Annotated in this window: 11 protein-coding genes and 1 tRNA gene; 3 read left to right on the forward strand and 9 right to left on the reverse strand. The window is 70.1% G+C overall.

Annotated features, from left to right (window positions below; translation table 11 throughout):
* Positions 1-160: 160 nt before the first annotated feature.
* The 7 genes from ABLE88_RS09840 to ABLE88_RS09870 all read right to left on the reverse strand — a co-directional run bounded on the left by ABLE88_RS09840 (position 161) and on the right by ABLE88_RS09870 (position 6,240).
* Positions 161-237, reverse strand: a tRNA-Arg gene (locus ABLE88_RS09840).
* Between the two features lie 273 nt (positions 238-510).
* Positions 511-1,986, reverse strand: coding sequence for a sensor histidine kinase (locus ABLE88_RS09845; protein WP_348831368.1), 1,476 nt, complete (start codon positions 1,984-1,986; stop codon positions 511-513).
* A gap of 318 nt (positions 1,987-2,304) precedes the next feature.
* Positions 2,305-2,559: an HPr family phosphocarrier protein gene (locus ABLE88_RS09850; protein ID WP_348831646.1), complete on the reverse strand. Its 255-nt coding sequence runs from the start codon at positions 2,557-2,559 to the stop codon at positions 2,305-2,307.
* An 85-nt stretch (positions 2,560-2,644) separates the two neighbouring features.
* Positions 2,645-3,046 (reverse strand): PTS sugar transporter subunit IIA, encoded by a 402-nt coding sequence (locus ABLE88_RS09855; protein ID WP_348831369.1) that lies wholly within the window; start codon positions 3,044-3,046, stop codon positions 2,645-2,647.
* A gap of 103 nt (positions 3,047-3,149) precedes the next feature.
* Entirely contained in the window at positions 3,150-3,638 is a 489-nt protein-coding gene (locus tag ABLE88_RS09860; protein ID WP_348831370.1) for an HPr kinase/phosphorylase, read from the reverse strand.
* A gap of 5 nt (positions 3,639-3,643) precedes the next feature.
* Positions 3,644-5,416 carry a sensor histidine kinase gene (locus tag ABLE88_RS09865; RefSeq protein ID WP_348831648.1) on the reverse strand — a complete coding sequence of 591 codons (1,773 nt, stop codon included), beginning with the start codon at positions 5,414-5,416 and terminating at the stop codon, positions 3,644-3,646.
* Positions 5,417-5,541: 125 nt separating this feature from the next.
* The gene (locus ABLE88_RS09870; RefSeq protein ID WP_348831371.1) at positions 5,542-6,240 is read right to left on the reverse strand and encodes a response regulator transcription factor; all 699 of its coding nucleotides are present in this window, start codon (positions 6,238-6,240) and stop codon (positions 5,542-5,544) included.
* A 437-nt stretch (positions 6,241-6,677) separates the two neighbouring features.
* Between ABLE88_RS09870 and ABLE88_RS09875 the strand changes: the two genes are divergently transcribed.
* Complete coding sequence (locus ABLE88_RS09875) at positions 6,678-7,397, forward strand: HugZ family pyridoxamine 5'-phosphate oxidase (RefSeq protein WP_348831373.1); 720 nt, start codon at positions 6,678-6,680, stop codon at positions 7,395-7,397.
* Positions 7,398-7,525: 128 nt separating this feature from the next.
* Complete coding sequence (locus ABLE88_RS09880; RefSeq protein WP_348831374.1) at positions 7,526-9,139, forward strand: phosphoenolpyruvate carboxykinase; 1,614 nt, start codon at positions 7,526-7,528, stop codon at positions 9,137-9,139.
* A gap of 57 nt (positions 9,140-9,196) precedes the next feature.
* Here the strand turns inward: ABLE88_RS09880 and ABLE88_RS09885 are convergent, their stop codons facing one another.
* Both ABLE88_RS09885 and ABLE88_RS09890 read right to left on the reverse strand, forming a co-directional pair.
* Positions 9,197-9,517, reverse strand: coding sequence for a YnfA family protein (locus tag ABLE88_RS09885; protein ID WP_348831649.1), 321 nt, complete (start codon positions 9,515-9,517; stop codon positions 9,197-9,199).
* Positions 9,518-9,522: 5 nt separating this feature from the next.
* Positions 9,523-10,392: a 4-(cytidine 5'-diphospho)-2-C-methyl-D-erythritol kinase gene (locus ABLE88_RS09890; protein WP_348831375.1), complete on the reverse strand. Its 870-nt coding sequence runs from the start codon at positions 10,390-10,392 to the stop codon at positions 9,523-9,525.
* A 257-nt stretch (positions 10,393-10,649) separates the two neighbouring features.
* On the opposite strand from ABLE88_RS09890, the gene ABLE88_RS09895 reads away from it, so the two are divergent.
* Positions 10,650-12,401 carry a tetratricopeptide repeat protein gene (locus ABLE88_RS09895; protein ID WP_348831376.1) on the forward strand — a complete coding sequence of 584 codons (1,752 nt, stop codon included), beginning with the start codon at positions 10,650-10,652 and terminating at the stop codon, positions 12,399-12,401.
* The last annotated feature ends 30 nt before the right edge of the window (positions 12,402-12,431 follow it).

A 12,431-nucleotide genomic window follows, 5' to 3' on the forward strand; every position in this document is an offset into this window, starting at 1 on the left:
ACGGATTCTATGGGATTCCGGCAAGATTGAGAGTCGTCGGAAGATGCTCCGACTCCTGTTTGGGGCCGCATCCAATATGCGGTCTCCGAGGGACTTCGAACCCCGCAAACCACCTTGCTTTTCAAGGCTTTCCAGCAGTTTGCAAACGACAATTCGGGAATGGCGCGCCGGGGAAGATTCGAACTCCCGACCCCCAGATTCGTAGTCTGGTGCTCTATCCAGCTGAGCTACCGGCGCATTTTCCCGCGGCACCGGCCAGGGGCCGGACGGGGGAGGTGGTGCTCCCCGGGGATCGCAGCGGCCAGCGCCGCGAGGACCCGTCAGCTACCCCTTTTTCCCCTCCCTGGCAAGGCCAAAGACGGCAAAAGGGCGCGCCTCCGGCCGTCGCCCCTTGGGCTGTGGACAACCGGCCGGCCCCATGCGGCGGCACAGCATGGGCGCAGCCATGGGACGCCGCGCGCGCCGGGGGACGGCTTCGGGGCGCGGCCGCCGCCGGCGCGCGCAGGGGCCTCAGGCGCGCAGGCGCTCGCGCCGGTGCCGCGGGGTGCCGGGCTGGTCGGGGATGAGGATCTGGAACGCCGTGCCCGTCGCCTGCTCCACCAGGCGGATCTCGCCGCCATGGGCGCGCACCAGCTCGTCCGCGATGGGCAAGCCGAGCCCGGTGCCGCCGCGCCGCGCCGACGAGACGAAGGCCTCGAACAGATGCGCCCGCCGGGCCGCCGGAATTCCCGGGCCGGTGTCGGCGATCTCGATCTGCGTCCCGGTCGGCGTGCGCCGGGCGGACAGCACGATCTGGTCGCGCGCGGGATCGTTGGGCGCGCGCGCCTCCAGCGCCTGCAGGGCGTTGCGGGCGATGTTGAGGATCACCCGGAACAGCTGGTCGGGGTCCGCGTCGGCCGCCGCGTCCTCCTCGACGCTCACGTTCCAGGCGATGGCGGAGCCCGTGCCGAGGCCGAGGGTCTCGCGCACTTCCTCGAACAGCTGGGCGAGCGGCACCTCGCGCCGGTGGGGCAGGGGCTCCTGGGCGCGGCCGTAAGAGAGCGTCTGCTCGCAATAGGCCACCGCCCGGTCGAGGGCGGCGATGAGCTTGGGCGCGAAGCGCTGCACGGTCGGGTCCGGCAGGCCGGCGAGGCGGTCGGAGAGCAACTGCGCCGAGGCGAGCAGATTGCGCAGATCGTGGTTGATCTTGGAGACGGCGAGGCCGAGCGCCGCGAGGTGGCTCTTCTGGTGCAGCGTCTGGGACAGGCCGCGCTGGAGCTCTTCTAGCGCCTCCTCGGCGGTGCCGATCTCGTCCGTGCGCCCGCTGGGCACGATGATGCGCGAGGCGTCCTCGGGGTTCTCGCGGAACGCCGACATGCGCTCGGTCAGGCGCCGCATGGGCCGCACGAACAGCCAGTTGAGGGACAGATAGACCAGGATGCCGGCCGCCACCGCCACCAGCAGCGAGGTGAACAGCACGGTCGCCGCGAAGCCCAGCATGGCGCGCCGCAGCGGCGTCTCCGAAAGCACGATCTCGATGAAGTCGGCCCCGGACGGCGGATCGCCCACCAGGCGCAGGATGCGCCCGTTGGGGGCGAGCAGCGTGGCGGCGGCGTCGCGCACCATGCTCCAGAGGCTGCCGTCGCGCATGTCGATGTGCACGTCCGCCTCGGGCGGCATGTCCGACATGGCGAGCAGCCGCCGCGTGTCCTCCTTCTTCACGACGATCACCTTGGCGCCGACGCTCGCCAGCAAATCGTGGGTGAGGTCGGCGGGAATGCGGTCCTGGGGCGCGGCGTCGAGCACCAGGGCAGCGGTGCGGGCGGCGGCGAGGCGATCGGAGAGCCAGGCGATGCGGTAATTGGCGATGGTCGGCACCAGCACGGCCACTTCCGCGGCCGCCACGACGCCCACCGTCAGGGCGAGCAACTTGGCGGACAAGCCGAAGCGTCGCCGCCTGGACGGCGCTCCGATGCCCTCGGCCCTGTCGCTCGCGATCCTGAACATGCCTGCTTTACGGCGGACCAAACCCCTGCGGATCTTAAAGCCGACGCCCTGATAATCGATTAAGGTAAGAATAAGTATCGCGCGCGTCTGCCGCTAGGGCGCGATCGCGGCTGACGGCATTAATTTGTGCGGTCAATCGCGCTCTAACTTGAAGAAAGAGAACGCGTTTTCTGATCGGCTTGCGACGTGAGCCGCCCGACGGCCGGATCGGAAACGGGGCAGATCCCATCGCGCCCGCGGTGCGGACGCGCCGGCGAGGCCGGGGCGCCGGCGCGGCGCATGTGCGGCGGTTCGGATCGGCGCACCGCCAGAAAAGCGCTATTCTTCCTCGCCGAACCGGTCCGCCACCAGGGCGCACAGGGCCTCCAGAACGGCGCTCGCCTCGCGGCCGCGAGCGGTGACGGTGATCGAGGTTCCCGGGCCGGCGGCGAGCATCATCAGCCCCATGATGGAGGTGCCCCCGACCTCTTCGCCGCCGCGGCAGACGCCCACGCAGGCGTCGAATCGCTCCACGGTCTGGACGAACTTGGCCGAGGCGCGGGCATGCAGGCCGCGCTTGTTCACGATCGGCAGGCAACGGGAGAGCGTGCCGGGCCCGAGCGGACGGCCACAGGCGACGGCGGGGTCCTGCCCCTCTTGGGGCGCGCTTCCGACGAACTCACTTGCCGGCAAGGACGCGGCTCGCGACATTGATATACTTCCTGCCTGCTTCCTGGGCGCAGTTCACGGCTTCATCGAGGGGCAGTTCGCCGCGCACCTTGGCGAGCTTGACCAGCATCGGCAGATTGATGCCCGCCACCACCTCGACGTCCGGCGAACTCATGACGGAGATGGCGAGGTTGGACGGGGTGCCGCCGAACATGTCGGTCAGGATCACGACACCGTCGCCGCTCTGCACCTTGGCCACGGCATCGATGATGTCATGGCGCCGCCGCTCCATATCGTCGTCGGGACCGATGGTCACGGTTTCGATCTGGCTCTGCGGCCCCATCACGTGCTCCAACGCGGAACAGAATTCGATGGCGAGGCGGCCGTGGGTGACGAGGACGAGACCGATCATGTTCCCTCCGCCTTCACCCCCATGAAGGCCTCCCGCAGCGCGGGAGCGCCATATTCAGAGCGGCTCAAAAAATACGCAAGGGGTGCAGCGCACAAAAGCACATTTAGTTGTCGTAATCCGCGCTGCAAAGAAGGGCCGCAATGAGAAGCGCGGCCTCCTCCGGGCTCGCGGCGCCGATGCGCTGCAGCGGAAACCCCTGAAGCGTGCTTCTTAGTGCCTCCAAGTTAGGCATGCGCGCTGCGTGAGCGTCCGGCCCCAGCTCCACCAGATGGGCGAGCGCCACCCGTGGGCGATGGGGCAGGCGGCGGATGCCGAGGCCGCGCACCTCGATCAGTCCGGCGAGCAGCGGCGGCGGGCGGGCGACGAGGACGCCGCCTTCCGCCTCCAGCACCACGCGGTCGTCCGCCACCAGCTCGGCCGGCGGCAGGCAGCGCGGGCCGTCGAGGATCAGCTTCAAGGCGAGGCTCGACTTGCCGGCGCCGGAGGGGCCGATGATGAGCACTCCGCTCTCGCCGATGGCGACGCAGGTGCCGTGCTCGGTCCGCGCCCGCCCGCCGGAGGGCGCGGATGGGGGCGTGTCCGGCGCGTCCATGGCGGTCAGACCTTGGGCAGGCGCACCACGAAGCGCGCGCCCAGCACCTTCGGCGCGCCCGCCTCGTCCGCGCCCATGCGGTTCTCGGCCCAGATCTTGCCGCCGTGGGCCTCGACGATCTGCTTGGAGATGGACAGGCCGAGGCCGGAATTCTGGCCGAAGCCCTGGTGCGGCCGGTCGGTGTAGAAGCGCTCGAAGATGCGCGCGAGCGCGTCCGGGCGGATGCCCGGCCCGTCGTCGTCCACCACGATCTGGGCCCCGTCCTTGAGGCGCCGGCAGGTGACGCGCACCGAGCCGCCGGGCGGCGAGAAGGAGCGCGCGTTGGACACGAGATTGTCCACCACCTGGCCGAGGCGCGAGGCATGGCCCGCCACCTCGAAGCCGGCAGGCGCGCCCTGGACCCGCTCGAAGGCGAGGGTGACGCTGACGCCGTCATCCTTGCGCACGTCCTGGGCCATGCCCACCACCGTCTCGAGCAGTTGCTCGAGGTCCACCGCGGCCGCCTCCTGGCGCTGCAGCTCGGCGTCGAGGCGGCTCGCGTCGGAGATGTCGGAGATCAGCCGGTCGAGGCGCTTCACGTCGTGCTGGATCACCTCCAGCAGGCGGCCACGGGAGGTGTCGCTCTTCGCCAGCGGCAGGGTCTCCACCGCGCTGCGCAGGGAGGTGAGGGGGTTCTTCAGCTCGTGGGCGACGTCGGCGGCGAAGCTTTCGATCGCCTCGATGCGGTTGTAGAGCGCGCCGGTCATGTCGCGCAGCGCGCGCGACAGGTGGCCGATCTCGTCGGAGCGGGCGGTGAAGTCGGGGATCTCCACCCGCGTCTTGATGCGCCGGCGCACCAGTTCGGCGGCGCCGGCGAGCTTGCGCACCGGGTCGGCGATGGTGCCGGCGAGCAGCACCGAGAGCAGCACCATGACGGCGGCCGCGACCAGGAACACCCGCACGATCACGAACCGTTCGGCGCGCACCGCCTCGTCGATCTCGCCGCCCTGGGTCGAGAGCATGAGCACGCCGAGGATGGCGCGGAAGCGCTGGATCGGGATCGCCACGGAGATCACGACGCGGCCGCGGTCGTCCACCCGCACCTCGGCGTCCTTCACGCCGACGGCGGCGGCGGCGACCTCGGAATATTTCTTGCCGGCCTGGGGGCCATACTCCCGGTAGAGCGGCAGGTCACCGCGCCCGAACCAGAGCAAGACCGCGTGCCAGGCGCGCTCGAACGGGCCGGGCTCCGGGCCGTTGGGCGCCGGCAGGTCGAAGCGAAGGATCTCGCCGCGCGAATAGAGCGAGCGGGAATCGAGCAGCAGCTGGCCGTCGCGGTCATAGATGCGGGCGCGGGTGCCGGTCGGGCCCACGAGCCGGCGCAGCACCGGGGCGACGCGCTCGGGATTGATGGGGAACTCGAAGCTGGAGAACCCCTCCTCGGACGGCCCGTAGCTCTCGCCCGCCTGCAGTTCCAGCAGACGCTCGGGGTCGAGCGTGATGGCGTTGGTCTCCACCTGGGCGGAGGAGGCGATTGCGGCGGCGATGATCTCGCCCTGCACCATCAGGCTCTGCACGCGCGCATCGATGAGGCCGGCGCGGAACTCGGACAGATAGAGGATGCCGGACACCAGCGCGCACAGCCCGGCAAGATTGAGCAGGACGATGCGGCGGGTGAGCGAGGAGAAGCTCTTGAACGCGACGAAGCGTCGGGCGCGTCCGAACGCCCCCACGAGCCCGCCCCGCGACGTCTTCGCGGCGGGCGGGGCCTCGCTGTCCTGGACCTCGGCACCGACCATGCCGACGCTCTCGCTCTGGCGCGCGGCATCGGCCTGCGCCGCGGCGGCCGGGGCGCGCGCCGCGGCCCTCGTCTCGATCTCGGCATCGTCCGCGCCGGAGCGCGGCGCGACGCGCTGGGGGGCACTCATTCCTTGAAGCGGTAGCCCACGCCGTAGAGGGTCTCGATCATCTCGAAGCCGTCGTCCACGGACTTGAACTTCTTGCGCAGGCGCTTGATGTGGCTGTCGATGGTGCGGTCGTCCACATAGACCTGGTCGTCATAGGCCGCATCCATCAGGGCGTTGCGGCTCTTCACCACGCCCGGGCGCTGGGCGAGCGCCTGCAGGATCAGGAACTCGGTCACCGTGAGGGTGACCGGCTCGCCTTTCCAGGTGCAGGTGTGGCGCTCGGGATCCATGCGCAGGTTGCCGCGCTCCAGCACCTTGGCGCTGTCCGTCTCGCGCGGGACCGTGCCGTCCTTCGCGCCCACGCGGCGCAGCACCGCCTTCACGCGTTCCACCAGCAGGCGCTGGGAGAACGGCTTCTTGATGAAATCGTCGGCGCCCATCTTGAGGCCGAACAATTCGTCGATCTCCTCGTCCTTGGAGGTGAGGAAGATCACCGGCATGTCGGTCTTCTGGCGCAGGCGGCGCAGCAGCTCCATGCCGTCCATGCGCGGCATCTTGATGTCGAGGATGGCCAGGTCGGGCGGGTTGGTCTTGAACCCGTCGAGCGCCGAGGCGCCGTCCGTGTAGGTGTCGATGCGATAGCCCTCCGCCTCCAGCGCGATGGACACTGAGGTGAGGATATTGCGGTCGTCGTCGACGAGGGCGATGGTGGGCATGACACCTCTTTATTCAACCGTCCGAAGCTTCAGCCGCCCGACCCGTCCGCCCGAGGGGCGCGGCGTCGAGCGGTGAAGCCGGTTCGCGTGGCCGAAATGTGACACGCAAGCGGAGAGGTGGGATAAATAGCGGGATTCTCGGTGAACGCCAAATTATGGCGAAGGCGCCCTGGCGCGTGGCGGCGTCCGCCCCCGCCCTGATCCGCAGCGCCGGCGAGCATCGGGCGCACCGCAACGGCCGCATTGGACCTGGAACAACTCCAATCCATTGCGCGGCCGGCCGGCCGCGATCTCCCGCTGAGGCCTTGCGGGCAAAGAGCCGGCGCGGCGCCAGCGATGCGCCAGGGCCACGCTTGGGCCATTGGACGCAGGTGCGGCGCGCTTGCGTCCCTCGCCGGCCGATGGCCAAGTTTCGGCCGTCCAAAGGGAGGCCCACCATGAGCGACACCGCCGCCGCCGCCGTCCGCCGGCTCATCCGCGAAGCCCGCTTCGGCGCGCTCGGCACCCTCGAGGACGGCGGCGCGCCCTATGCCTCCCTGGTCGCGGTCGCCACGGACGAGGCGGGCCGGCCGACCTTCCTCATCTCGCGCCTCGCCAAGCACACCAAGAACATCGCCCGCGACCCGCGCATCTCTCTGCTGGTCGCCGCCGCCGGCGCCGCCGACCCCATGAATGCGCCGCGGGCGAGCCTCATCGGCCGCATCGCCGCTGCCGGCGCCGACGCGCGCCCGCGCTTCCTCGCCCGCCACGCGGACGCCGCCGGCTATGCCGACTTCGCCGATTTCGCGTTCTGGCGCATGGAGGTGGAGAGCGCGCACCTGGTCGAGGGCTTCGGCCGCATCGTCGACGTCCCCGGCGCCAAGCTCCTCACCGACTGGAGCGGCGCCGCCGACCTCGCGGCCGCGACCGAAGGCGTGGTGTCGCACATGAACAGCGACCACGCGGACGCGGTCGCCCTTTATGCCACCCGCCTGCTCGGCGCACCCGAGGGCGAATGGCGCCTGCTCGCCATCGACCCGGACGGGTGCGAGCTCGCGATGGGCGATCTCGTGCGCCGGCTCGACTTCGCCGAGCATTGCCCGAGCCCTGCTGCAGTGCGCAAGGAATTGGTGCGCCTCGTGGGCGAGGCGCGCCGCGACAACGGGCCCCGTTCCTAAACGTTTGAATTACATTTTCTTGATGGACGGACCGCTCTAGTCTTGAGTGCGCTCCATACTGGATGCAGAAGACGTCCGGACGGAGCTATGCCGGCATAATGCCGCTGGGAAACTGAGGAGGGCCGTTCGTGCTCGAGACTGGACAACGCAACAGGGCATGCGGAGCCGAGGCCTTCGGCCTGCGCAAGCTCGCCGGGGTTCACTGGAACCTCCAGGCGCCGGAGCTTTATGAGCACGCGCTCGCGAAGCAGGAAGGCAAGCTCTCCTCCGGCGGCGCGCTGATGGCCGAGACCGGTGTCCACACCGGCCGTAGCCCCAAGGACAAGTTCGTGGTGCGTGATGCCTCCACGGAAGGCGAAGTCTGGTGGGACAATAACGGCGCCATCACCCCGGCCCAGTTCGAGACCCTTTACGAGGACTTCCTGAAGGCGGCCGAGGGCAAGGAGCTGTTCGCCCAGGACCTCTATGGCGGCGCCGACCCCTCGTGCCGCATCAAGGCGCGCGTCTACACCGAATACGCATGGCACTCGCTGTTCATCCGCACCATGCTGCGCCGGCCGGAGCGGTCCGAGCTCGACAGCTACGTGCCGGACATGACCATCATCGACCTGCCGAGCTTCAAGGCCGATCCCGCCCGCCACGGCGTGCGCTCGGAAACCATCATCGCCGTCGACTTCACGCGCGGCATCGTGCTGATCGGCGCCTCGTCCTACGCGGGCGAGATGAAGAAATCGGTCTTCACCTTCCTCAACTACCTGCTGCCCAAGAAGGGCATCATGCCGATGCACTGCTCGGCGAACGTGGGCGACGGCGGTGACGTCTGCCTGTTCTTCGGCCTCTCCGGCACCGGCAAGACCACGCTCTCCGCCGACCCGAAGCGCACTTTGCTGGGCGACGACGAGCACGGCTGGAGCCCGCAGGGCGTGTTTAACTTCGAGGGCGGCTGCTACGCCAAGACCATCCGCCTCTCCAAGGAGGCCGAGCCGGAAATCTTCGCCGCCTCGAACCGCTTCGGCACGGTGCTGGAGAACGTCATCCTCGATCCCGTGACCCGGGTCCCGGACTTCGACGACGGGCGGCTCACCGAGAACACCCGCTCCTGCTACCCGCTGGACTTCATCCCGAACGCCAGCCCGACCGGCCAGGCGGGGATGCCCAAGAACCTGGTGATGCTCACCTGCGACGCCTTCGGCGTGCTGCCGCCCATCGCCAAGCTGACGCCGGCGCAGGCCATGTACCACTTCCTGTCCGGCTACACCGCCAAGGTCGCCGGCACCGAGAAGGGCGTTAAGGATCCCGAGGCCACCTTCTCCACCTGCTTCGGCGCCCCCTTCATGCCGCGCCATCCCTCGGTCTATGGCAACATGCTGCGCGACCTCATCGCCAAGCTCGGCGTCGACTGCTGGCTGGTGAACACGGGCTGGACCGGCGGCAAGTTCGGCGTCGGCCGACGCATGCCCATCCAGGTCACGCGCACGCTTCTCACCGGCGCCCTGGACGGCTCGCTGAAGACCGTGTCCTACCGCACCGATCCCTATTTCGGCTTTTCGGTGCCGACCTCCGTGCCGGGCATCGAGCCGCACATCCTGTATCCGTCCAAGACCTGGGCGGACAAAGCGGACTTCGACGCCACCGCGCGCAAGCTCGTGGCCATGTTCCAGGAGAACTTCGGCAAGTTCGAGAAGCATGTCGACGCAGCGGTGATCGAGGCCCAGCCGCAGGTGCGCCTCGCCGCCGAGTGAGCGCGCGCCCTCCTTGGTTCGGAACGGGGCGGCCACGGCCGCCCCGTTTGCGTTAGGCTACCCCCTCGGCCCCAGCAGGATGACCGCCGCCCCGATCAGGCACAGGGCGGCGCCGATGGCGTCGAAGCGGTCGGGGCGCACGCTTTCCACGCCCCACATCCAGCCGAGCGAGGCGAGGATGTAGATGCCGCCATAGGCGGCGAACACCCGTCCCGCCGCCGCCGCCTCGACCTGGGTCAAGGCGAGGGCAAACACCGCGAGGCTCGCCAGCCCCGGCAGCAGCCACCACACCGACCCGCCGAGCCGCACCACGTGCCAGAAGGCGAAGCAGCCGGCGATCTCGCACAAGGCGGCGAGCAGGAAGGCGGCCAGCGGCATCGGCATCACCTCAGGATCGTCGGCTTCACCCACCAGGACGGCTCGGCCGACGCGACGCGCCGGGCCAGCGCGGCGGCGGCGCGGCAGTCGCGGGTGAGGGCGAACACCGTGGCACCCGAGCCCGACATGCGCACCAGGCGCGCTTCCCGCCCGCCCGCCAGCAGCGCCTTGGCCGCGCCGATGGCGGGTGCGAGCACGAGCGCCGGCGGCTCGAGGTCGTTGGGCAGGCCGGCGATCGCCGCGAGGAGGCCTTCCCCGTCCGCCGGCAGCGGCTCCGGATGGTCCGGGCCGGGCAGCGCGGCGCCGGGCGCGAGGCCGAGGCCCTTGAAGACCGGGGCAGTGGGGACGGAAGCGCGGCAGTTCACCAGCACGCAGGCGAGCGGCGGGAAAAGCAGCGGCGCCGAGAGCAGCTCGCCCCGGCCGCGCATGATGCGGGCGCGCGGATCGAGGCAGGCCGGCACGTCGGATCCCACCTCGCGCGCGACGGCGAAGAGCCGCGGATCGTCAGCGGGCAGGCCGTTGAGCCGGGCGAGCAGGCGCAGCGCGGCCGCCGCGTCGGACGAGCCGCCGCCGAGCCCGGCCGCCACCGGCAAACGCTTCTCCAGCAGGAAAGCACCGAGGCGGGCGCCTGGCACCAGCGCCGCGAAGCCGGCGGCGGCGCGCAGCACCAGATTGTCCGCCGCTGGGCCGGCGGCGGTCGCGGTGGGGCCGGCGACGTCGAGGCCGAGGGGGACATCCGGCGCGAGATGCAGGAGGTCGCCCGCGCCCGCGAACGCCACCAGGCTGACGAGATCGTGAAAGCCGTCCGCGCGCCGGCCGAGCACGCGCAACGTCAGGTTGATTTTGGCAGGAGCGCGATCGGTCAGCCATTCCATGAAGGGCTTATGCCGTGCCGCGGCTATCGCGGCAAGGCGCGCGCCCTCGGACCGGGCGTGATGGCGGCGCGCGCAGGCCGCCGCGCGGCTTTGCCCGCGCTTGCGGCGGGCCGGGAATGCCGCCATCCTCCCGCCATCTGGCGCGGCTAATGGTTTGCAGCGCACGCCGCGCGTCGTCATTCGGGATATTGCTGGTGAAGCCCTTCCGCGCTCTCTCATCCGCCCTTCTACTGGCCGGAGGCGCCAGCCTTTTCGGCGTGCTGCTCCCGGCGCCGGGACTGGCCCAGCCCTCGGACAGCGAGATCAGCGTCGCCGGCACCTACCTCGCCGCGCGATTCGCCACCGTCCAGCGGGATTCGGAGGTGGCGGCCTACTATCTGCGGAACCTGCTCAAGCTCGACGGCCGCAACGAGGAGATCATCGAGCGCACCATGCTCGCCTCGCTGCTGGGCGGGCAGGTGGACGAGGCGATGAAGCTCGCCGACAAGATCGTCAAGGTGGACCGCACCCACCGCTTCGCGCGCTTCCTGCTCGCCGTGCGCGCCATCAAGCGCGGCCAGTACCAGACCGCCCGCACCAACCTGTCGCTGGCGGTGAGCGGCCCCATCGACGACGTGACCGCGACCCTGCTCGCGCCCTGGCTCGCCTCCGCCACCCAGCGCACCGGCGTCGACCTCGTGGACCGCATGAGCACCACGCTGCTCGCCGCGTGGGCCACCTACGGGTCGGGCAGCCCCAAGAGCGGGGTGGAGCTGATCGACCGCCTCCAGGGCCCGGTCTGGTACGGCCAGTTCAAGGACCTGCATGCCGGCCTCATCCTCGACGCCGCCGGGCTCAAGAAGGAGGCGGGGGTGCGGCTCGAAGCCGCCGTGAAGAGCGAGCCGCTGACGGTGCGCGCCGTCGACGCCCATGTGCGCTGGGGCTCGCGCAATCTCGGCAGCGCGGCGACGCTCGAGACCTATCGCGAGTTCGACCGCCGCTATTCCGGCGATCCGCTGGTCAAGCACATGATGAGCGAGCTGAAGAGCGGCAAGCCGATGCCGCCGCTCGTGCGCACGCCCCAGGAAGGCGCCGCCGAGGTGCTGTTCGGGCTCGGCGGCGTGCTGAGCCGCCAGGGCCTGGAGGATTATGCGCTCGCCTATCTCCAGCTCGCCATCTGGCTCGATCCCGACCATCCCATGGCGAGCATGTCGCTCGCCGGTCTCTACGAGCTGATGCACCAGCCCGCCAAGGCGATCGAGCTGTTCGCCTCGGTGCCGGCCAGTTCCCCGCTGAAGGGCGACGCCGAGGTTCGCCTCGCCGTCAATCTCGACGCCGCCGACAACGCCGCCGAGGCGCTCCGGCACCTGGAGAAGCACATCGCGGCCAACCCGCAGGACCTCGACGCCATCGTCGCCCTGGGGCGGATCCAGAACAACCGCAAGATGTTCGCCGAGTGCGCGGGGACCTACACCAAGGCCATCGGGCTGCTGCCGACGCCGGCCGCGGGCAGCTGGCCGCTGTTCTATTCGCGCGGCATCTGCAACGAGCGCTCGAAGAACTGGCCCATGGCCGAGGCCGACTTCCTCAAGGCGCTGGAGCTCAATCCCGAGCAGCCCCACGTGCTCAACTATCTCGGCTATTCCTGGGTGGACCAGGGGATCAACCTGGACAAGGGCCTCGGCATGATCCGCCGCGCGGCCGCGCTGCGCCCGGACGACGGGGCGATCATCGACAGCCTGGGCTGGGCCTATTACCGGCTCGGCCGCTATGACGACGCCGTGGCGGAGCTGGAGCGCGCGGTGCTGCGCATGCCGCAGGACCCGGTCATCAACGACCATCTGGGGGACGCCTATTGGAAGGTGGGCCGTCGCCTGGAGGCCGGCTTCCAGTGGGCCCATGCCCGGGACCTCAAGCCCGAGCCCGACCAGCTGGAGAAGATCGTCAAGAAGATCGACAACGGCCTCGACGCGGTCGAGCCGAACGCGCTGCCGCCGGTGCGCAAGGCCGAGGACCAGAACGCCCGCTGAAGCAGGCTCTCCCGCGGGCGGCGGGTCCGC

It is taken from the genome of Xanthobacter luteus (genome assembly GCF_040049235.1).
In the GTDB taxonomy this organism is placed as follows: domain Bacteria; phylum Pseudomonadota; class Alphaproteobacteria; order Rhizobiales; family Xanthobacteraceae; genus Xanthobacter.